The 22,358-nt window shown below is 47.4% G+C and carries 19 protein-coding genes; 8 read left to right on the plus strand and 11 right to left on the minus strand.

The features are described from left to right. Positions 1–113: 113 nt before the first annotated feature. Positions 114–5,000: a DUF3320 domain-containing protein gene (locus tag HB364_RS01790; protein WP_167286184.1), complete on the minus strand. Its 4,887-nt coding sequence runs from the start codon at positions 4,998–5,000 to the stop codon at positions 114–116. 540 nt (positions 5,001–5,540) lie between these two features. Here HB364_RS01790 and HB364_RS01795 point away from each other — a divergent pair. From HB364_RS01795 to HB364_RS01820, 6 genes are all read left to right on the plus strand, one after another. Beyond that, a complete protein-coding gene (locus HB364_RS01795; protein WP_167286185.1) occupies positions 5,541–6,233 on the plus strand; it encodes a hypothetical protein in 693 nt (230 codons plus the stop codon). Positions 6,234–6,335: 102 nt separating this feature from the next. After that, positions 6,336–6,938: a DUF5034 domain-containing protein gene (locus tag HB364_RS01800; RefSeq protein ID WP_167286186.1), complete on the plus strand. Its 603-nt coding sequence runs from the start codon at positions 6,336–6,338 to the stop codon at positions 6,936–6,938. After that, the gene (locus HB364_RS01805; RefSeq protein WP_167286187.1) at positions 6,938–7,744 is read left to right on the plus strand and encodes a hypothetical protein; all 807 of its coding nucleotides are present in this window, start codon (positions 6,938–6,940) and stop codon (positions 7,742–7,744) included. Before HB364_RS01800 ends, HB364_RS01805 begins: the two co-directional genes overlap by 1 nt. A gap of 130 nt (positions 7,745–7,874) precedes the next feature. After that, positions 7,875–8,177, plus strand: a complete 303-nt coding sequence (locus HB364_RS01810) for a nucleotidyltransferase family protein (RefSeq protein ID WP_167286188.1) — start codon at positions 7,875–7,877, stop codon at positions 8,175–8,177. Next, positions 8,158–8,397 (plus strand): HepT-like ribonuclease domain-containing protein, encoded by a 240-nt coding sequence (locus tag HB364_RS01815; protein WP_167286189.1) that lies wholly within the window; start codon positions 8,158–8,160, stop codon positions 8,395–8,397. Before HB364_RS01810 ends, HB364_RS01815 begins: the two co-directional genes overlap by 20 nt. 223 nt (positions 8,398–8,620) lie before the next feature. Beyond that, on the plus strand, positions 8,621–10,051 hold the full coding sequence (locus HB364_RS01820; RefSeq protein WP_167286190.1) for a hypothetical protein: 1,431 nt from the start codon (positions 8,621–8,623) through the stop codon (positions 10,049–10,051). A gap of 64 nt (positions 10,052–10,115) precedes the next feature. Here the strand turns inward: HB364_RS01820 and HB364_RS01825 are convergent, their stop codons facing one another. Beyond that, entirely contained in the window at positions 10,116–11,516 is a 1,401-nt protein-coding gene (locus tag HB364_RS01825) for a glycoside hydrolase family 30 protein (protein ID WP_167286191.1), read from the minus strand. A 24-nt stretch (positions 11,517–11,540) separates the two neighbouring features. Further along, positions 11,541–12,959, minus strand: a complete 1,419-nt coding sequence (locus tag HB364_RS01830; protein WP_167286192.1) for a glycoside hydrolase family 30 protein — start codon at positions 12,957–12,959, stop codon at positions 11,541–11,543. Between the two features lie 314 nt (positions 12,960–13,273). On the opposite strand from HB364_RS01830, the gene HB364_RS01835 reads away from it, so the two are divergent. Beyond that, positions 13,274–14,413, plus strand: coding sequence for a glycoside hydrolase family 18 protein (locus HB364_RS01835; protein ID WP_208419832.1), 1,140 nt, complete (start codon positions 13,274–13,276; stop codon positions 14,411–14,413). Positions 14,414–14,480: 67 nt separating this feature from the next. On the opposite strand, the gene HB364_RS01840 is transcribed toward HB364_RS01835, so the two are convergent. The 7 genes from HB364_RS01840 to HB364_RS01870 all read right to left on the minus strand — a co-directional run bounded on the left by HB364_RS01840 (position 14,481) and on the right by HB364_RS01870 (position 20,088). Continuing rightward, complete coding sequence (locus tag HB364_RS01840; protein WP_167286193.1) at positions 14,481–15,101, minus strand: alpha/beta hydrolase; 621 nt, start codon at positions 15,099–15,101, stop codon at positions 14,481–14,483. A gap of 70 nt (positions 15,102–15,171) precedes the next feature. Further along, complete coding sequence (locus HB364_RS01845) at positions 15,172–16,125, minus strand: ring-cleaving dioxygenase (protein ID WP_167286194.1); 954 nt, start codon at positions 16,123–16,125, stop codon at positions 15,172–15,174. 91 nt (positions 16,126–16,216) lie between these two features. Continuing rightward, entirely contained in the window at positions 16,217–17,152 is a 936-nt protein-coding gene (locus HB364_RS01850; RefSeq protein ID WP_167286195.1) for a ring-cleaving dioxygenase, read from the minus strand. Between the two features lie 28 nt (positions 17,153–17,180). Next, on the minus strand, positions 17,181–17,714 hold the full coding sequence (locus HB364_RS01855; protein WP_167286196.1) for a YceI family protein: 534 nt from the start codon (positions 17,712–17,714) through the stop codon (positions 17,181–17,183). 253 nt (positions 17,715–17,967) lie between these two features. Then, a complete protein-coding gene (locus HB364_RS01860) occupies positions 17,968–18,510 on the minus strand; it encodes a YceI family protein (RefSeq protein ID WP_167286197.1) in 543 nt (180 codons plus the stop codon). A gap of 101 nt (positions 18,511–18,611) precedes the next feature. Next, complete coding sequence (locus HB364_RS01865) at positions 18,612–19,085, minus strand: Dps family protein (protein WP_167286198.1); 474 nt, start codon at positions 19,083–19,085, stop codon at positions 18,612–18,614. 145 nt (positions 19,086–19,230) lie between these two features. After that, on the minus strand, positions 19,231–20,088 hold the full coding sequence (locus tag HB364_RS01870; RefSeq protein WP_167286199.1) for a pirin family protein: 858 nt from the start codon (positions 20,086–20,088) through the stop codon (positions 19,231–19,233). Between the two features lie 212 nt (positions 20,089–20,300). Here HB364_RS01870 and HB364_RS01875 point away from each other — a divergent pair, with 212 nt between their 5' ends. Next, on the plus strand, positions 20,301–21,080 hold the full coding sequence (locus HB364_RS01875; protein ID WP_167286200.1) for an alpha/beta fold hydrolase: 780 nt from the start codon (positions 20,301–20,303) through the stop codon (positions 21,078–21,080). Between the two features lie 127 nt (positions 21,081–21,207). Here the strand turns inward: HB364_RS01875 and HB364_RS01880 are convergent, their stop codons facing one another. Next, entirely contained in the window at positions 21,208–22,089 is an 882-nt protein-coding gene (locus HB364_RS01880; protein ID WP_246228282.1) for an AraC family transcriptional regulator, read from the minus strand. Positions 22,090–22,358: the final 269 nt, after the last annotated feature.

Raw genomic sequence — 22,358 nt, forward strand, 5'->3', positions numbered from 1 at the left:
TATTTCCTCTTAAGTGTATGATCGTAAGTTAACTAAAAAAACGGGCAATTGGTGTGCTAAACCCTATTAGCAACCATTAAAATCGCCTTGCAAACGTTTGCTTTAATCCAACTTTAATTAGCTGCTTTTAAAAGGTCGCCATCCTGGTAGATGTTTTGCTGTTGCAGGCATCTGCCGATCATGCCCAGCATATCGGCCTTCATTTCTTCGGTAACCCGGGCAAAACCAAAGATGCGGGCTACAAAAGGCACAACGGCTTCGGGCTGAATGGCAATAGATTCCCGCACTACTTTTTCAATGGCCATGATCTGCTCTTCGGGAGCAATATATTTCAGCTTTTTAACAGCAGCAGGCAGGCTACTCCGGTCGCGCAGTGTGGGCGCCTGCATTTCCCGGTGCCAGAGAAAGTCTTCACTGACCCTGATCCATTTGTTGGCTTCCGCATATTTTATGGCCTGGAGGAGGGAATCGCGGATACGCGTTCCTACCCTGGCTACACCGGCTGCCTCGATCATCCTGCGGGCCACTTCATCGAAGTGTACCGGGCTTTCCACTTTCACGATCTCTTCGATCCAAACGGCCAGTTTGCCTACTGAGTGCTGGTGTATTTCCTGGGAAGTTATGTCGGCGGGAACTTTTGCCAATTCATAGCCGGGAATGCCGGGATTCTCTTCTGTCATGGTCTCCCGTTCAATAGCTGTAGGTTCTATGGGTTCTTCTTCCTGGTAAGTATCATCCTCTATGTGCTGTCCTTCTTTTGCTTTTTCAATGGCGGCTACCAGCCTGTTGAGTTCACGTTCGGGATTTCTGAACCAATCGGTACTCCACACGCGGTAGATGCGCCATCCGATGGCTTCCAGTACCTGTTGACGCAACCGGTCCCTGTCGCGTGCTGAACGGGCGGAATGATAAGCGGCGCCATCACACTCAATGCCCAGCAGGTACCTGCCGGGATTGGTTTCGTCTACAATGGCCATATCGAGGTAATAGCCCCGTGAGCCTACCTGCCTTCTGACCGTATATCCAAGCGCTGCTAATTTATGCGCCACCATTTCTTCAAAAGGGCTATCGGCCGGCAGGCCGTCGATATTTTCCGGCAAGTGTAGTTTTCCATGCTGCGCAAAGTGGAGGAAACTTTTGAGCGCCCGGATGCTGTATCCCTGGGTGCGGTTGAGATCAATATCATCGGCCGTGATGTTGGTGAATACTTCACAGCGCAATTTGGCGCGGGTGATGAGTACGTTCAACCGGCGCTCGCCCCCTTCATTGTTGAGGGGGCCGAATGACATGTTAACCGTGCCATCTGCAGAACGGCCATATCCTATACTGATAAAGATCACATCGCGTTCATCACCCTGTACGTTTTCAAGGTTCTTTACAAAGAAGGGCTCATCGGCGTGTGCATTGAAGAAAGGTTCCAGTTCGGGATGTTTTCTTCTCCTGGCTTCCAGCGCATCCTGAATAGCCTGTCGCTGGGCCGTGCTGAAAGCGGCTACGCCTAAACTCAATTTGGGTGATTTACGGGCATGTTCCAATACTGCCTCTGCTACTATTTCCGCCTCTTTGGGGTTGGTCCTTGTTTTGCCCCTGTCATAGACCGTGTCTTTCAGGTGATGGAATACCAGGCCCATCCGGTGTTTTGAACCCGGGCTGGGGAAGATGACGAGTTTGTTCTCATAAAACTCATGGTTGGAGAGCATGATGAGTGATTCATGGCGACTGCGGTAGTGCCACCTCAACATTCGCTGGGGAGCGCCCTGTGCATCGCACATGCCGAGTATGCTTGGCAAATCGGCTGTTATGTTGTCTTCATCATCTATGTCGCTGGTCAATGAATCGAAGAAGCTGGTGGGCGGTAATTGTTTGGTATCACCCACTACTATTAGTTGCTTACCACGCAGAATAGCGCCCAACGCTTCCACCGGCCGTACCTGGCTGGCCTCATCAAATATGACCATATCAAATTCAACTGAACCGGGTGCGAGGAAGTTGGCAATGGACAGCGGGCTCATCATGAATACTGGCTTGATGGCCTGTATGGCCAGCCCGGCTTCCTCTACCAATTTACGGATAGGTTTATGACGGGCTTTTTTATTGAATTCTGTACGCAAGGTATTTACCTGTCCGCCGGCCTCGAGGCGCGGCATGTTTTCCCAATGTTCGGCGGCTGCACGGGCACGATTGTATTGGAGGTTGAGCCGGTCTGTTTGCCTGAATTGCCGCACTACTTCTTCATGACTGGCGCGCTCAAATTTTCTAAGGGATGGATTGGCGATGATGACCTGCTCCAACAGGTATTCATACCACGCTTTCTGCATGGCTGTCATGAGCAGGTCTTTTGCCTGCGGCCACTGTGTGGCGGTATTGATGAGTGGTTGCAGGTTTTCTGCGGCGCCTGTTTCTGCGAGGCTATTCCACAGGATGGCCTGGTGTATCTGCACAATGCCTTTTTGCCAATCCTGCAGCAAGGTTATTTGTTGTGCAAATAATTGTTCCAGCAATGTTTTGTTGCCAAACCGGCGGGCTTCATCGAGATCCAGTTTTTTGACTACCTGTTGAATGGCGTTCTTATGCTGGTCCAGTTTTGCGATAAGCTGGTCATGGTACTTTTTAGCGACGGCGGGTTCTTCGTGTTTTTCCAGGTAATCAAGTACTACTTTGGGGCAGATACCCGTTGCTATTTGTTTGTGGACGATGAGCAGGTAACGGTTGACGGCTTCGAGCGCGGGCCAGTCGGACCTTAGTTTTTGCCAACGCCTGCCAAACAGTTCGGCGGCCAATGCATCGTGTTCCTGTAAGGTTGTTTCCAGTCGCCTGCTTTCGAGTATGGCATCAATGTATTCCAGTTTGCTGTTGTTGTCTTTTGGCAAGGCGGTTTTGCACAATGCCGCCAATTGCTGGTTGCTTTTATTGTAAGCGCCTATGAGGAATTTGTGCCATTTATGTCCATGCGCCAGCAGGTTTTGTCTTATCTCCATCACTTCCTGCTGCCAGGCTTCGGGGATAAAGATGTCTTTGTACTGCTCACGAAGACTGGTAAGCCGTTTGCCTGTTTCCAGCAGTTCTTCTATATCAACCTGGTTCAGGAACCAGCCTGCATGTTTTATAGTCAATCCCTCCAACGCAGGTTTAAGCGACAGTAATTTGAAGACGGATGCCAGGTTGGTTGTTTCTTCCTGATTGACCGGGATGGTGGTATTGATGTGGCCGGCAGCCTGTGCGCCTGCTTCTTCTATTTCTTTGGCGGCGGTTTCCCCCTGCTGAAATGATTGCAGGAGCGGCTCCTGTTCATGCGGCAATAATACCATTAAACGACTGCCCCAGAAGAGCAGGTTAACCGGCATCCCAATTTCTTTTAACCGTGCCTGCACCCGGTTTGTAAAGGCCTCTGCCCTTGTCATACGGGCGGCATCCCAATTTTCTATCTCCGGCAGCGGTATTTTTTCTACTGCTTCCTCTTTTGTATCGTCGTATATCTTCAACAGGTAGCCGATGACCTGGTGAGCTGTAAGCCCGCTGTTGCCAACCGGTGTATTCATGGCATAGCAGTATGCATTGAGCTCTTCTTTATGGTTTTCCAGCAGGGACACGTGTTGCTGTAATTGCTGCAGGGTAGGCCGGCCCAGTTCCAGCACCCGGCGTAATTCCTGGTGCAGTTCTTTTTTATTGGCTTTGTGGCTATGCAATTCCAGGCAGGCTTCGCCCAGGTTGATGTTATCCAGTCGCCGCTTTACTACTTCCAGGGCCGCCAGTTTTTCAGCTACAAACAGTACTTTCTTTCCCTGGCCGATGGCATTGGCGATGATGTTGGTAATGGTTTGTGATTTGCCCGTACCGGGAGGCCCCTGTATGACCAGGTTTTTTCCTTCATTAACGGCCAGCATGGCCAATAGCTGCGAGCTGTCGGCATCTACTACCTGGAATAACTGGTGGGCATTGGTGTCTTCATCAATGTGTGCATGCTCCGGTATACCTATTCCTTCATGGCCAAAGCCCTTATCAAAAAGGCTAATAACGATGGGATGCAGAACAGGCTTTTTATCAGCAGGCCATTTGTTGTTGTCGAGGTCATTGTAGATCATGAATTTTCCAAAGGAGAAGAAACCAAGTTCTACCTCATTGGGCTCTACCTTCCATCGCGGCACTTTATCAATGGCCGTTTCTATTGCATCGAAATAGGTATTGATGTCAAAGTCATCCGGCTCGGGCATATCGGGAATGATGATGCCAAAATCTGCTTTCATTTTTGCCTGGAGGGAGATGTTAGCGCCCATTTCCTCCAGGGTATAACGCAAGCGGAAACGCTCGCGGGCGCTGGAGCGGTCAAGGCTCACGGGTATTAGTACGAGCGGCGCTTTGTGTAGTTCCCGGCTATTGCCAGCCTCGTACCAATGTAACATGCCGAGTGAAAGATAGAGGATGTTTACACCTTGTTCTTCTATGCTTGTTCTGGCATCGTAATAGGTATTTAATAACCTGTGTTGGAGGGTGAGCTCCATTTCATTGGTCTGTAGTTTTGTATCTGTAAAGGTCCCTTCCTGAGCGGGCAGTGGCAAAGTTTCCTCTGCTTCAGGAGCTGGCGCCTTGTTTTCTTCGGGGACAAACAACGTGTTTTCTTCCGGAACAGGCGTAACACCTTCGTCGGGAAAGATGCTCTCATCAAGAGCAAGTGAAATATCTTCTTCCTGTTGGAGCAAGGTGTTTGCTGCTACAGGCGTTCCATTTTTGCGGTCTTCCTGCTCAGTCAGCGCCATTGCTTTGAGTGTCCCGTTCTTAACATTTTCTTTGACGGGCTTATTATCTTCTTCGGATGCTTTGGCGAGGAAGGTCATCGACTTTCCCTGCCGCACCAGGATATCATAGACGGCGAGTGATCTTTCGTTTACGATCTGCAGTCCACGGCCGGCGGACATTTTATAATTCAATAATGGATTGCGTAGCCCGAGGTCCAGCAATTCTTTACGGGAAGCTTCGAGTTTATTCAGTATGGTTTCACTCATATATCGGGATGAAAGTAAGATAAAACAAATTTCAGGCCGGTGTGGGGGACCGCGCAGGAAACAAGTTATAAATTAAATAATGTAGAAGTTGATCGGGATGAGTGAATTAGGAATAATGTAATTGAATGCAGTGATGATTTGCACTGTGAAGATAATATTGTTTGAGAGGAAAAGCAAGGGAAGGGTGAGCAGGAGTTGTTAAATGTGGGCACAAGTACCCTTGCGCGCGTGGCCAGGCCGCATACTTGCGCCAGCAGTGGAAGGCGGAAAAGCGGTAAGTATTGATCGTTTGCTTTGATGGGATGGTGCGTTGTGCCTGGTGGGGTGTTGTGAGGGTTACGTGTGGTATTTATGCCCCCTTTTTGAGGGATATAGAAGGGTCCGTATAATATCTGTATAGTATCCGTATAAAGTCTGTATAAGGCCTGTGTAAGGACTTTATATTATCCGTATAAATCTGTCCGGGTATTGGACACGTATATATAAGAGGAAGTATTTCCATTTGTAAAACATAATTGATAACCAATTCATTGAAAAATTATGGCCAGGTCAACATCTATTCTCTTCAAGTTCAAGGGAACTATTGGTGAACTAACTTTTGTCAAGAGCCGTACTTATAAACCCCATGTTCGCTTAAAGAGGGGTACTATCAAACCTGCGGTACTGAATGAGAAAATGGAAGCGAGCAGGCAGTTGTTATTATCGTGCAATAAGCAAGCCAAACTGTTGTTTGATGCGTTGCGTGATGAACCCCATGATGGCAGTTTATGGTCGAGGCTGGTAAAGACTTTTTTCCATGCGGCGGCATCCGGAAAGGTTCCTGATGTACGTTTATTCCGGAACCTGGAATGCGACGTGAAGCACCCGCTGGAACCAATAGCCGGCAGCTTTCAACATCATAATAAGTTACAATTAAAACAGGAGAAAAAAAAGTTAACAATCGCTATCCAACTGAAGTCGCACCCGGTTGTTCCGCAGGACCCTTTTCCGGGAGATTATCGCTTGCGGGTAGTGGTAGTATTCCCGGATTTTGACAATCATAGTTACCAGAAAGAGGTAGCAACCGGTCCGGTGACCAGTCTGAAGCATCCATTGAAACCGGTGAATGTACAGGTACCGGTGCCTTCGGCAAAAGCAGCCTATCTTGTTTTGGTAAGCGTGGAGGCGATTATGAAAGGAAAGCCGATTGATTTGCAAAGCATGGCAGCCATGAAAGTGGTGGCGACCTCGTAAATAGGTCTTATTTTGCTGCGGCAATAAAATTGTTTAGCCAAAAAAGCAACAGCAGGTGGGCAATTGGAGTCATGGTATAAGCAAGAAGCCCCAAGCATACATATGAAAAAAGTCATATTTCTCCTATTATTCCCTTTGATTGCTGAAGTGGTTATTTCCTGTTGTAACTGCATGGAGCCGGTGATCCGGCGTTATACCAATAAGACGATTTCTGTTGAGCACCTTGACAACAGTGGGTCTGAGGCAGTGGTATCCACGTCGGGATCCGTTACTAAAAAAGCCTATGGTATCCGGCTCCGGTTGATCCGCGAGCAACTGGCCTGCATCCAGCAAAGGAAGTCCTTGTTTATTCAATCAGCCTATGCCTATAGCTGCGGCTGTGAGCCCGCCCTTCAATTTTTAGCCAAAGACAGTATTACCTCCATTAAGGTGTATACCCTGAACGATTTTGATGGCACACATCCGGCAGGCTCCGATCTCTCCGGCTATTTTAAGGTGTACAGTGTTTACAACTTTATGACTATAGAAGATTATTTAAAGTATATGGATGTGACCTTGTATGCTGAAAGTCAATTGGACACCAGGATTGATCTGTTGCTCATGACAGCCCCCGTCCTTACTGGCCAACATCAATTTAAGGTTCAACTGACCCTATCGGATGGCCGGACCCTGGAAACCGAAACCTCCACCATAGAATTACATTAATGCGCAACCAATTTATCCTCATTTTCCTGGTGTGTGTACCCGCCTCGTACCTGTGTGGCCAGCAAAAACCTTCAACAAAACCCTCCACACGCGTATTAGAATGGCAGTTAAAGCCAGCGGCTGGTTATAATATTCCCCTGACCAGGCTTTTCAAGGGGGATGCGACTGATCAGTTGATTAAGTATGATGATCAATCCTTTTACTGGCAGGTTTTATCGCTGACCTTATTTTTTCACAAGCATTGGGGTGTGGCGTTTCATTTCCAGGCAAATGCTTCCGGCAAGATATCTTCCAGGGATGAAAGGTTCCAGCAACAGATGCAAACTGAATACGGAAGTGACTATTATATTACGCATTCTTCAATTGACGATCTCAACAAGTTTAATATTGTAACTGGCCATTTTGACCGTGGCTACCTGGGCGTGATTTACCGGATTGAGTCCAACCGTTTTTTTATTTATCCGCAATTATCATTGGGCGTTCTTTCATTTTACACGGATCTTGAAACTATTCGTCTGAAAGAAAAAGCGACCAATAACAGGATGGATCTTTATTATTCAGCCGGGGATAGACCAGCTAAGGACCATTTTACGATCGCCGCCTCTACGGCAGTAGGCTATAAATTGAATAAGTGGCTTTATCTGAATCTCGATGTGATGGCCTCCTGGTATAAAGCGAATTTCACCTATACCAAGACTACCCTGGACGTGATCTCCCGGCAAAGTGTACAGGAAACAACCAGGTATAAGCAAGACCTGCTGGGCCTGAGTGTGGGAGCGGGGTTGATCATATCGTTGAAAAAATAGGGGAGAAGTTATTATTATAACATAGAACAGGATTAAGGAGTTACAGATAGCATATTAAATATCAACCAATTACAACCCCATAGTATGGGTATAGGTTGGCAATAAGGCATAAAACAATTAACTTTATCGCATGAACCTGTCACCTACAGAACAGTTACTACTTCAGCAATTCTTTGCCGGTATTCCGGTAAAGAAAGCCTTTCTGTTTGGTTCAAGAGCACGTAATGAAGCCGATTCCCAAAGTGATATAGACTTATTGGTAGAACTGGATCACTCAACACCGATAGGCATGAAGTTTTTCACTTACCAGTCGGATCTTGAAGAATTACTGTATAAAAAGGTCGATCTTATTAGCACAGAAGGCATCTCCCGCCATATACAACCTTTCATAGACAAGGATAAGATATTAATTTATGAGAGGACCGATCACTGACAAAACGAGAATCATTCATATCCTTGAAGCTATTGAAGAAATAGAAAAATACCTTGCCGGCGATACAGAAATAGCCTGGAAGCCAATCAGAGGTTTCAGGAATATTTCTATCCATGAATATTTTGCAGTCAACTTTCACCTGGTTTGGGAGATAGCTCAAAATGATCTTCCTGTTTTAAAAGGGGAGTTCAGTAAAGCCCTGGCGAGCTTTCGGGAATAACAATGCAGCAGACCCCGGTTACTAAATAGTTGGTTCCAAAAATCCGGAAATAAGTATATTCGGCTAGTGAATACAGGAAGCCTTATTGATTAGCAGACCCTCTCCAAATAAGATAGCAATCCTACTCCTTTTTTTATCCGTATTGTGCAGATCAGTTGATTTTCCCGGGAACTAAAAACCGGGCAATGTGCTTTTTTACCGCTAACCAATAAACCAACCTAATATGAAAAGTTTTCTTATCACCCTATTACTGCTGGCAGCAGTCGTATTTGCCTGTAACCAAATCGAGACACCTGGTGATGGCAACGATGGGCCGGACAATCCTATTGTGATACATTTTTGTCCGGATACCACGAAGACCAATCCTTGCCCACAACTTCCCTATGATGTAGTCCATGCTTTTAATCCTGGCTATACAGCCATTCTTGATCCGGATATCCAGCCTGCCTTTGATATTTTCAGTTGGCAAAGTTTCGTAGCCCTGAACTGGCCGGCCGACTCCGCCGGTAACCCTATCGGCAACAGTATTGCGGACCACCCCGACGCACCCCGCGTGTGGGAATATTACCCGGATATTGCGGAGGTATTTGACAGACAGTCGCCCCTGCTGTTGCAAGTCAAAAATGCAGCGCAGCATAAGCAAAAGTTCTTTTATATGCTGAGCAAGATGCCCAAACGGGGCGATGCTTTTGATGATATTTTTGATCCGGATGATAAGCCTTTGATTGACCGCAACCTGAATTTTGCTGTATTTGAGGTAAGGACAAACCCGGTAGAAGCTGATTTTATTATCAGTCATCATCTGAATACAAGGAAAGGTATTGATTCACTGTACCGGAAACATGGCGACACTGCTTTTAAATTGCCTGCCAGCGTATTACCCGGCGGTGACCGGCCTGCATCGCCAGGTTCGATGGAGCTCAAAACTTCCTGGCGCATCCTGGATACCGCAAAAGGCGATATCCCTTCCCGGTATTATACCCGCGAAGCCCTGATTTATGTTGATTCCCTACATAGTGTAAGTGGGAAACCATTTACGATCAAGGCAATTGTAGGTCTTACCGGCATGCACATAGTAAGGAAGACCAGCAAGTTCCAAACATGGATCTGGAGCACATTTGAACATGTTGATAATACACCAGATAATATACAGGAGGCTCAGATGCATCCCAAACCTGCTATCCCCTGGTCTTATTATAGTGCCGCCACGATTGGGTTAACGCCCAACAAGGCGCCAGCTTTTCAAAAGGGTGATGACAGCACTTATTACCGGTTTGACTCTGTGAAACCTTACGCGAAACGGTATGCCGATTCCGTTGCCGGAGAGCATGGCAGCAGGAAGGTGTATGGTACACAAGCACAACGCCTGTATCCCATTTATTACAGGACCCAGCAGGTAAATAAAGCCTGGCAGAATAAGTTGCAGGGTACTGTATGGGCTAATTATAAGTTGATCGGCAGTCAATGGACAATCGGAGATGCCGGCATTAACAATACCCCCAATGTGCCGGCCGTCCTTGGCAACAGCACGATGGAAACGTACCGGTTGATCAGTTCCAGTTGCCTTAGTTGTCATTCAGGTGCTTCTATTATTTATAACAAGGACACTATACGTACTGATTTTAGTTTTATGATCGCTTTTCATGCGAAGTAAGAAAAGGTGTTAGCTGTTAGGTATTAGCTTTTAGCTTTGAACCAAAAGCAGACGGTGGCTCACCCTACCACACGTAGGTGGCCATGGCGCCGGCATTGAGGGTGGCGGAGAATGTCTTGTTTTTGAGTTGTACATTGAAGGCCGCTGTCTCTTTACCATCATTGAGCACAATAAGCACTGTTTTTCCCTGTGGTGTTCTGAAAGCCACATTGGGCAGGCTATCGGTGCTATTGGAAGCAATACGCACTGAACCGGGGCGTACCTGTTTGGCAGCATGGGCAATGCTATAGTAAGCGGGGTTGCGCTGTACACTGTCCTTGTCAATGGTCACTGCACCGAGACAACGATTACAGCCTCCCCTGTCGGTATGCGGCTTTAGTTGTGGATTGGAAGAAAGGTTCCATTCAATGACAGTTTTACTCCAGTTGCGCGAAGCGCCTATGATGAGGTTACGCACGTGTTCTGCAATGTCCTTTTTAAGATTGCCCGGTGCGCCTACCCATTGCTCTGTGAAGTAGAGGTTTTTATCGGGATGCGCTTCATGCACTTTGGACAAGGCTTCTATTTTTCCGCCATAGAGGTGAAAGGCGGAGCCATCAATGTACTGTTTGGCTTGTGGGTCATCGAGGATGGAGATAGGGTATTCGGGTTTATCGGCATTGTGGTCATAGATGATGATCTTTGTATCAATACCTGCTTTCCTGAAAGCGGGGCCCAGGTGGTTCTTAACGAAGATAGCCTGATCGGGCGCCAGCATTAAGAGGCTGGGGGTATTGCCGGGATGCAGGGGCTCATTCTGCACGGTGATAGCATCTATCCTGATGCCTTCTGCCTTCATGGCCTGGATGTATTTTACAAAGTATTTGGCATAGGCACTGTAGTATTCGGGTTTGAGGCTGCCCCCTCTTGCATCATAGTGGGTTTTCATCCATAACGGCGGCGACCAGGGAGAGCCCATTATTTTGATGTTGGGATTAATGGCCAGTATTTCTTTTACCGTCGGTATTACTGCTATGCGATCATGGCCAAGGTCGAAATGCTCCATGGCAGTATCGGTTTGTCCTTCCGGCAGGTCATTGTAAGAAAATACTTTTTCATCGAGGTCGGAAGCACCGATACTGAGGCGTATGTAGCTACCGCCAATGCCATTACCAACAGGCGTAAAGAGTTCCTTCAATAAGGCTGTGCGGGCTGCAGGGCTCATTTGCTGCAGGTGGCCTGCACTGCCACCTGTTAAGGCCCATCCGAAACCATCTATGGCCTGGAATTTTTGGGTATCATCTACGGTTATGGTAGTTTGCCCTGCTGCTTTTTTAGCAAAGGCCGGTTGTTGTGTTTGTTGCTGAAATAATATGTTGCTGGCCGGATCGGTCAGCCACACTTTTACGGCGCCTTTCTGCGCATAGTTGTTTAATCCTGCGGCCAGCAATAAGCTTAATCCAACGGCTTTGTACACGGTAGTCATTACTGAATGGTTGGCGGTGATGAATTATTGAATTACAAACGTACTGATAGAATGTGGTAAACTTTCAGCAGCGGCGCCCTGGCCCTCTATCCACAGGTGCCAGGAAAGTTTTTGATCGGTAGTGTTCATGACCACGACTACGACACTCCCATCTGTATTGAGGAAGGCAGTTGTTTGGAGCTGTGCCCTGCTGGCTGAAGCAGCAATACGTTTGGCACCCGGGCGGATGAATTTAGAGAAGTGCCCTATGTAGTAGTAAGCATTGGTATAGATGAGCTTGCCTGTTTTGGTATCGGCATGGACCGGCGCAAAGCAAAAGTTCCCTACATGGTTCGGGCCTCCTTTTTCATCGAGCAGGATGTTCCAATCGGTCCAGGCCACGGTACCATTGTTGAAGTCGTTGATCATTGAGTAGCCATATTTCTCTCCCAATGCCCAGTTGTTCACGCTGTCTATGTCGAATTTTTCTTTACAACCTTCTGTGAAGATGAGGTTCTTACCAGGGAAGGCCTGGTTGACGAGCCGGAGGTTATCAAATTGCATAGGACCGCCTGTCCAGGTCTCGTACCAATGGAAGCCCACGCCCCATACGTATTTAGCCGCTTCCTTATCGCCCAGGATAACACTGGCCCGCTGAAATAGGAGGTCGCGGTTGTGGTCCCAGGCGATGAGCTTTTTACTTCCCAGCCCTTCCCTGTGCAGCGTTGGACCGAGGTATTGTTTTATGAAATCACGTTCCTCCTCAGCCGTAAAGATGCAGGATTCCCATCTTTGTTTGGCCATGGGTTCATTTTGCACTGATAACCCCCAAATGGGTATGCCTTTGGCCTCATAGGTCTTTATGAATTTCACGTAGTAGTTGGCCCATTGCTGCCTTGATCCGGGTTTTAGTTTACCGCCCTGCAGCATGCTGTTGTTGTCTTTCATCCAGGCAGGCGGACTCCAGGGACTTACATAGAGGGTGAGCTTTCCACCGGCAGCGGCTATGGCTTGCTTGATGAACGGGATACGGTATTGCTCATCATGGGCCACACTGAAGGTTTTGAGGGCTGTATCGTTATCATTAACGTAGGTATAGCTGCCGCTGGAGAAATCGCAGCTATGGATGGTGGTACGGGCCAGTGTGTACCCGATGCCTTTGTCTTTATCAAAATAGGCCCTGAGCAATTCCTGTTGTTCCCTTTTGGGGATTTTGGCAAATGTTTCTGCCGCGGCATCAGTAAAGGCGGCCCCGATGCCTATGAAGGATTGAAAGGTACTGGCCGGGTCAATGAATACGCAGGGTTGTGTTTCGAGCGGTTGTTTAAACTCTTTGAAAGTGAGCTGTTCATTTTGTGATAACCGGAGGCCGGACTGAGCGGCCGTGGTATAAACGGTGACTTTCTTCTGGGCCTGAACGTACAGACAGGCGGGCAGGATCAATATGGCAATGAGTCGTTTCATCTGTGATTTATTATTTTATTTTGGCCAGATGGAATTTACATTTCATCTGTGATTTATTATTTCTTTTTAGCCAGATGGGACTTACGTCTCATCTGTATTTTATTGAAGATCAAAAGTGCTGATTTCCAACTGTTGATTCCAAATTTAAGACTACGTCAAAACTACTACAGATTAAAAATTAAGTATTGACTATCAACGATTTTAATACTACGTTAATAACCTCCTCTCCATATATTTATTGAATACCGTGGTTACAACCCGTATTTTCATGGTACTTATCTGAGCCAGTACCAGTCTGCTAAAACTTTACTGTTATGATGAAAACCTTTATTATCCTTTTTGCTGTGTTGCTCTTTACTCCATTTGTATATAGTCAAAATAGCCCTGCTGCCCCACCGGTTGTGATCGGTTACGTGGGCGGTTTCAGGGGGCTGGTGAATATTTCTTCTATTGACGCCAGGCGGCTTACGCATATTAATTATGCTTTTGTGGATGTGAAAGATAACCGGGCATGGCTCCATAATGAGGTGACCGATACCACTAATTTCAGGTTACTGAATAGCCTGAAGCAGCAAAACCCTTCCCTGAAGATCCTGATCTCCATCGGGGGCTGGACCTGGAGCAAAAATTTCTCCGATGCCGTACTGACTGATACCAGCCGTCGCGCTTTTGCCATTACTTCTGTAGCTATTGTGCGCCAGTATAACCTGGACGGCGTTGATATTGACTGGGAGTATCCCGGCATGGTTGGTGATGGTAATGTATTCCGACCGGAGGATAAACAAAATTATACACTAATGTTCCAGGCAATCCGGGAGGAACTGACAAAGCTGCAACAGGAGACCGGACGTTATTATTTGCTAACGACCGCCACCGGCGGCTTTCCCGCCTACCTGGACCATACAGAGATGGGTAAGGCACAGGAATACCTGGATTATGTGAACCTGATGACGTATGATTACAGTTTTGGCCAAACGGGCCATCATACGAACCTGTTTGCTTCCAAAAATTATGAGAAGGAAAACTCTGCCCACAAAGCGGTGACCACTTATATGGCGGCTGGTGTGCCGGCGCATAAGCTGGTAGTAGGCCTGGCTTTTTATAGTCGCGGTGGTGTGGTGGAAAGTACTGCCGACCATGGCCGGAACCAAAAGATTGTTTCCCCTTTCCGGGCAGGGGGTTATACGTATATTAAGGACAGCCTGCTGCAAAAGGAAGGGTTCCGTTTGTACTGGGACAGGAAGGCCAAAGCACCTTACCTGTTTAATGCGGAGAAGAAACAGTTTGCCTCTTTTGATAATGAACGCTCCGTTAAGTATAAGTGCCGTTATGTAAAGAAACATAAGCTGGGCGGCGTTATGTTCTGGGAGTATTCATCGGACCCGAAGCTTTATTTGCTGAAGGCGGTTAACCGGTACTTGTCTGAACCAACAAAGCCAGAGGCTTTGAAATAGCCGTCACCAGCCAGAGGCTGGCGACTGAAGAAATGACAAATGGGTGTTACATTTCACCCTATGGGGGCTATTTATTAAAGATTAAAGTATTGGCTTTGGTAATCTCGTCATGCGAGATGGTGTGGCCCATGTTGGGATATATTTTTTCAGTGACATCGGCCTGCATGTCCTTTAAGATGTTGGTGGTAGCATATACCCTTTGTACGGGCACGTGCATGTCGGGATCACTGGTGCCGATGAAAATGGGCGTGCCGGCAAAATCTCCTTTGTAATGGTCGTTATAGATCTTATCGCCGATCAATCCTCCTGTAAAGGCTACCACGCCGCCATAGCGGGCCGCATTGCGCGCCACAAATTCGAGGGTAAGACAAGCGCCCTGGGAGAAACCGAGGAAGTAGATGTTTTCTTTAAGAATGCCCTGGGTCACTATATCATTGACGACATCACCCAATATAGATAAGGCCGATGAAAGCCAGGGTTCATTTTGCTGTATCGGCGTCATGAAGGAATATGGATACCAGGTGTTGCCCGTAGCCTGCGGAGCTACGAGTGCATAGTCTTTTACATCGAGGTGTTCTGCCAGTGAGAGAATGTCTTCTGCTGACCCGCCCCGGCCATGGACCATGATCAATACTTTTTTGGCTTCAGTCAGTTTCTTTCCGGCTGTTATGATGTCTTTCTTGTGCATGATTTAGTAAGTTCTTCTTTAACGCCCTTCGACAAGCTCAGGGTGACATTGCTCAGGGCGACAAAGAGGATTATTTGTAGTTGTCCAGGTTGATGGATACCGGTGGCAGGGTTTGTTCGAGGCGGGCCCGGTTTTTCTCGAACTGCGGCGGCAGCTTTAATGCTTCGCCAAGGTGGTCCACTGTTTCATCAACAGCAAAGCCCGGCCCGGCAGTAGCCACTTCAAAGAGTACGCCGCCTGGCTCCCGAAAGTAGATGGAAGTAAAGTAGTTCCTGTCTAATACAGGCGTTGGATTCAACATACGCTTCACGATCTTTTCCCTCAGTTGGTCCTGCTCCACTTTACCGGGTGTACTGAACGCGATGTGGTGTACAGTACCACTGCCACCCAATCCGCGTAAGCTATCCGGAGAGCAAATGATGTCTACATAGTTGCCCGGCGAATCATTGGCTGCAAAGCGGAAGCGGTTTCCTTTCTCCGCGATTAATACATGGTCCAATTGCTCTGTCAATAAGCCTGCCGTACGTTCATATCCTTCTTCCCATATTTCCACGTTGTAGAATCCTTTGATGGCGTGTTCGGGCGGCACGGGCCCCTGGCCATGTTGCGGTCTTGTGTCTTTGTTGTTGAACACGAGTTCTAATCCCAGTCCGTCGGTGTCTTCAAAGTAAACGACTGTTTCCTTGTCAAAACGCTCTTCCGGCTCTTTGTACGGGATGCGGTATTGTTGGAGGCGGTTTAACCAATAATCCAGTGAAGCAGCGGGAACAGAGAAAGTAGTGGTATTCAACATGCCCTTGCCATGCCGGCCTCTTACCAATCCCTGGTAGGGGAAGAAGGTAAGGATGCTGCCTGGCTGACCTGTTTGATCGCCGTAATAGAAGTGGTAGACTTCCGGCGCATCAAAGTTGACTGTTTTCTTGACCATTCTGATACCGAGGACGCCGCTGTAAAATTCAAGGTTCTTCTGTGCATCGCCGGCTATGGCAGTTACATGATGAATACCAGTGATTAACTTTCCCATAGTTTCTATTGTTAATGTTGTCAAGCTCCCTTAGACCAGGGTGAGCCGCCCTTGGAGGGCGACCCACCCTTCGACAAGCTCACGGTGACATTTACTGTAATACCGGTAATTGTTTCTCGATGTCTTCCCGCATAGACTCATATTGCGGAGGCAATTTGAGGTGGGTACCTAATTCCGCCACCGGTTCATCGGCAGCAAAACCAGGATTATCGGACGCTATTTCGAAGAGCACGCCACCGGGTTCGCGGAAGTACAAAGAGAAGAAGTAGTTACGGTCTATTTTAGGCGTAATGTTGAATCCACGCTTTGCTATTTTTTCCCGGAACTCCATGAGGATGTTGTCATCTGCGACGCGGAAGGCCACGTGGTGATTGGTACCACCGGCCACCTGCCCTATTTTTCCAGCGGGATCCTCAATGATGTCTACGATGGCGGCGTTGCTGACCGCATCGGTGACAAAGCGGTAACGGTTGCCCTCCTGCTCCAATAGTTTGTAGCCAAATATTTCGGTCAATACCGCTACTGTGCCCTTGATGCTTTTCAGGGTAAGGGTGATGCTGTGGAATCCTTTGGTAGCAGCCTGTTCTGTAACGGCTGTTGTAGTCCATGCTTTCCTGTTGTCCCCTGCTTTGGGTACAGTAAGGCTGAGTTGTAAACCATCAGGATCCTGGAAAGGCAGGTATAATTCACCAAATCTTTCCCCTGTTTCGCCCAGTTGTACTTTGTATTGACTGAATCTTTCTTTCCAGAATTCCAGGCTTCCTTCCGGTACTGCATAGCCAATTTCTGTGGCCATGCCTGTTCCTGCATAACCCGGAGTTACTCCTTCCCAGGGGAAAAAGGTGAGGATGGTACCGGGTGTACCTACCTCGTTACCATAGTAGAAGTGATAGGTACCCGGATCATCAAAGTTGACTGTCTTCTTTACCATTCTTAAACCCAGCACCCGGGTATAGAAATCGAAGTTACGTTGGGCATTGCCTGCTATGGCAGTAATGTGGTGCAAACCCAATATCCTATTGGTCATAAAAACTCCTTTTGAGCTTTCGGCTCTTTTAAGCTTGTTTGATTAACTGGAACTCACCGGCAAATTTAACTTCATCACTCACTACTATGTTACCGGCTTCTGTTACGGCACCCCAGTTGAGGCCAAATTCCTTACGATTTAATTTACCAGTGACGGTGAAACCTGCTTTTGTTTGTCCATAGGGGTCAACTGTGATGCCACCAAATTCTACATTGGCAGTTACATTACCGGCAACGCCCCTTAATGTTAAGGCACCCAGCAGCTTACCTTCTTCTTTATTACCTGTATATTTTGTACCTACAAATTTAATCTCATTATGCTCGGAAGCATTAAAGAAATCGGCTGAGCGGAGGTGGTTATCCCTTTGCTCATTGTTGGTATCTACGGAGTTTACATCGGCTGTAAATTCAATGTGTGATGCATTGGTAAAGTCGTCACCTTCTGTTTCCGCTACCAGGTTGAACTTTTTGAAGTAACCGGTTACAGTAGTGATCATAAGGTGTTTTACTTTAAACTGAATTTCACTGTGTGCGGGATCCAATACCCATTTTGTCTTTGCCATGTTGCGTTAATTTATTGATTATCAAATTTGTTTATTGTCATATTGACTATACAAAGTTGCAACATTAATTAGTCAGGGAGAATAGCTATACAACGGAAAGAGTTGTACATTTTAAGGTTGGAGGTGGAGTTTAATGAGGGATTGGGCTAAAAATGCTGATTATCAAGTACTTAGTAGGGTAGACATTAAAATAGAAGGCAACAAGGCATAGAAGCAACGAGAAGGTAAAGGCAGCAAGGCACTAAGGAATGCCTCAGGGTAGTCTGAGCAGTTGGACGTCGCAATGGAGCGTTACTTCATCGGACAGCAATAGCCCGTGCTTATCTATGAACTGGTTCCAGGTGATGTTGAAGTCCTTACGGTTGAAGGTGGCATCGAGCATGAAACCTGCCTTTGTATTTCCCATGGCGTCGAGCGAGGTGCCTACCTGTGTAGCGTGCCAGGTTATTTCCTGCACCGTGTCTTTGATAGACAAGATCCCGGTGGCCTGTATCTGGTTGCCCTGCACGGTAACCGAACCTGACTTGTAGGTGATGACTGGGTATTTGCGAACGTCAAAGAAATCGGGTGACCGAAGGTGTGCGTCCCGCTCTTCATTACCGGTATATACGGAGTTGGTATAGATGGTGAGCTGTACCTGGCTGCCGTTGAAGTTTTCCTCCGGCGTTATGACTGATCCTTCAAACTGGGTGAACCAGCCGGACACGGGCGTGAGTAACAGGTATTTTGTATCGAACCGTATCCGCGTGTGAACGGGATCGATGACCCAAACTGCCTCCTTTTTAGTTTCTTCCATAAACCGGAACCTTTAGTGCTTAGGATAAATTACCCCTATGTTACTGCCCTGCCTGATCTGTGAATATAGTATGGCGAATCACTGCGGCCAAATAAATATGTTTATTTTAAGTGTGCCCGCAGCATCCAGGCCATTTTTTCATGGGTTTCCATCAGGCCGGTGATGAAGTCGCTGCTACCGAGGTCCTGCAGGTCATTGGCAAAACGGTTGATGTTTTCCCGCAGGAAGACGATGATGCTTTCATGATCGGCCAGCAATTCTTTTATGAAGCCGGTACTGTCATTCGCTTCCCTTGATAATTCGGTCAGGTGAGTAAGCTGCAGGAATTGCTTCAGCGTTGCGGGCGCATAATGGCCTAATGTCCGGATGCGTTCCGCCACGTTGTCCATGGTTTCATCCAGCATTTCGTACTGGCTTTCGAAGAAGGTGTGCTTGGCGTAGAAGTCCGGGCCTTCCACATTCCAGTGCGCATTGCGTGTTTTGGTATAGAGTACAAATTCATCTGCCAGGACTTTGGTGAGCGTGTGCGCTACTTCCGTCAGGTTGTTTTGACTGATGCCGATCGCGGGTGTCATATATAAGTATTGTTGTTGTTGATTAATGACACAAAGCTATGCGCGGGCGGCCTGGCAATCAATTGACAAATGAAGGGAAGAGATGTATATTTTATCGAGGCTCCTGATTAGCCGGAAAGGCGGGAAGGCGGAAAACACCAATAACTTAGTAATCCAGTTCGCCGAAGCGGCCGTTTTTATAGTCTTCGATGGCCTGTTCTATTTCTTCCGGGGTATTCATGACATAGTTGTCTTTGGCGGCTACCGGTTCATCGAGGGGTTCGGCAGAGAGGAATAAGACCTGTGCATCTTCGGTAGCCTTGACCGTGAATTCATTTCCCTCTTTATTGAACACAACGAGGTTATGCAGCTCAATGGTGTCCTGCTCATTGATCACCACGCTTCCTTTTATTATGTAGAGCAGGGTCCAGTAGCCGGGTGTAGCGGGAAATAATACCTGCCGTCCGGCATTTATTTCACCTACCACTGATATGATGGGGGTAAAGTTCTGTATGGGACCGGTCTGACCATCATAATCACCACTGGCCAACCGGAGGTGTACACCTTCCTGTTGTAGCACCTGCGGCAGTTGTTCGCGGGTGGCTGCCTGGTAAAAGGGCTTGTCCCATTTGTTGGCCTTCGGTGCATTGATCCAAAGCTGGATGAGCTCCTGCACGCCTCCCTGCTGCTGCATTTCCTTTGTAGGCCCTTCACTGTGCAGGATACCCTTACCTGCAAACATCCACTGCACACCGCCTGCTTTTATTGTTTCATCATTCCCGGCATTGTCGCGGTGAAAACCTTCTCCCTGCAATAGGAAGGTATAGGGGGAGAAACCCCGGTGCGGATGTGGATGGATGCGCACCTGCTGCCCTGCCTCCACTACAGTAGGGCCTGCATGGTGCAATACAATGAAGGGATTGGCAAAACGGAAATCTTTATGCGGCAGCGCCTGGCGTACGGTTTCTTCTTCTGTGATCTTCTTTTCACGTCCATAGAGGATGTGCTCAATCTTCTTTTTCATATATTTTAAGGTAAGCTTGCTTTGAATGAATGACCAAATTTACAATAAGCCTCCTTAAACCAGCTTGACAAAACAGGGGAAAGCGTTGTACATATTACTGTAATTGCGGTTTACAACAGGATACCAGCATTTGTACAACAAAAGACTGAAAGGATACATTGCCTGTACGCTGCCGGCAGGCGAAATTTGTGGTGCATTAAATAATACCAATCATGAAACAGCAATTGTTATTGAAGAAAACCGCCGGTTTGCTTTTAGCTACGATGTTCCTGTTAGTAAGCATTACCGGTTCAGCACAAAATCCGGCACCTGTGAAGAATATTGTATTGGTGCATGGCGCTTTTGCTGATGGATCGGGATGGGAAGGCGTGTATAAGCTATTAAGCGCCCGTGGTTATAATGTGGTGATTGTTCAAAACCCACTCTTATCACTGGAAGAGGATGTGGAATCTGTTAACCGGGTATTGGACAAGCTGGAAGGTCAGGCCATACTGGTGGGTCATTCCTGGGGCGGTGCTGTTATTACACAGGCAGGCGTATCGCCTAAGGTAGCCGGACTGGTATATGTGGCCGCTTTTCAACCGGATGCCGGAGAAACAGTGCTGCAATGGGCAACTTCCCTGCCACCGGCTCCTGAAAGTGGTATCCTTCCTCCTGATGCCAAAGGGTTTATTTATTTTGATCCTGCCAAGTATCATGCAGGTTTTGCAGCAGACCTGAGTAAAGAGAAGGCCGCTTTTATGTCGGCTTCACAAGGCGCCTGGTCGGCCAAAGGTCCCACTACTCCCCTTACACAAGTTGCCTGGAAAACGAAACCATCCTGGGCAGTGGTAGCCACCGAAGACAAGGCGATCGTACCCGATATTCAACGCACTATGTATAAACGTTCCGGGTCTATTGTTACGGAGATAAAAGGGAGTCATGTGGTGTTTATATCCAAACCTCAGGCCGTGGCTGATGTAATTGAGGCAGCGGCGAAGGGGAAGAAATAAGGTATTAGCGGTTAGCAATTGGTTGTTGTATTAGCATTGGCAGTTAATAATTAGCGTTGGCAGTTCGGGAGTAAGAAAGGCTACAGATGATTTACCTGTGGCCTTTTCTTTTTGCTGCCGACAGCCATTATGCATTACCGAATTGCCAGGAAGTCTGTTTTTTAAAGTCGGTAAAGCTTTGCCCGGAAACGTTCTTAAAGAATTTACTGAAGTGCGCTATGTCATCAAAGCCCAGGTGGTAAGCAATTTCTTTCATGCTTGAATCTGAATAGGTGGCATGGCGTTTTGCTTCCAACACGATACGCTGCTGAATGTGGTAGCTGGCCGGAAAGCCGGATACTTTTTTTACGATCTCATTGAGGTAGTTGGGCGTCACTGCCAGGTGCTCCGCATATTCGGTCACTTTTTTATGGGTACTGTATTTTTTGTCAACAATGGAGAAGAATTTTTTTACCAGGTCGGTATTCCTGGTTTGCGCCATCGGTTTTCCGATGTTATTTGACTGACGGGCCAGGTAGATGAGGAATATTTTGAAGAGGCCCATTAAGAGCTCGGACCGTAAGAGGAAGAAGTTCTCAAATTCTTTTATCATTTTCTGTACGATTTCCCCTACTTCGTTTTTTGTTTCCTCACTGAGCCTGGTCACATTCAGTTGTGTAAAGGCATCTGACTGATGGCCAGCCATGAAGAGGAAGTCGGCATTAAAAGCAATGATATACCCGCCGGCCTGTTTATCCGCGTTTAACTGATGTACCTGACCGGGTGCTGCATAACAGATGGTATTGCCTGTTACTTCGTGCTTTTCCAGGTCTACCAACCAGGTACCGATGCCCTGCGTTAGCCAGGTTATTTCATGGTAACTGTGCCGGTGTGGTTGGTGGTTGTGCCGGCGGTTGTGCTCCATCCATTCAATGGTATGGATCTCAAACGGCATGCTGTTGGGCTGAAAAGGCATACGCTCTGTAAGGTTTGTAACCGGCTCTGCCGGACGTTGTTTGGCTTGTGGCATAATGGTTAATTTTGGTATGATCTCCGGCAAGCGATCGTATTATTTGATCAATGTTAAAAGGTGAGCCGGCTTTGGCAGGCGACCCGCCCTATAACAAGTCTATTTATGTGCCACAAACCGGTGATGTTGTCATGAATGGGCAGGTTGATTACAGCCTTATGAATAGCAGGCTATTGTGCTGCATTATTTTATTGTATGCGATAGAAGCAGAGATGAGTAACTCCATTTTTTTCGGAGTTTTTTGGGAGAGGCTCCGAAATAAATGGAGG

This window comes from Paraflavitalea devenefica (assembly GCF_011759375.1).
GTDB classification, from domain to species: domain Bacteria; phylum Bacteroidota; class Bacteroidia; order Chitinophagales; family Chitinophagaceae; genus Paraflavitalea; species Paraflavitalea devenefica.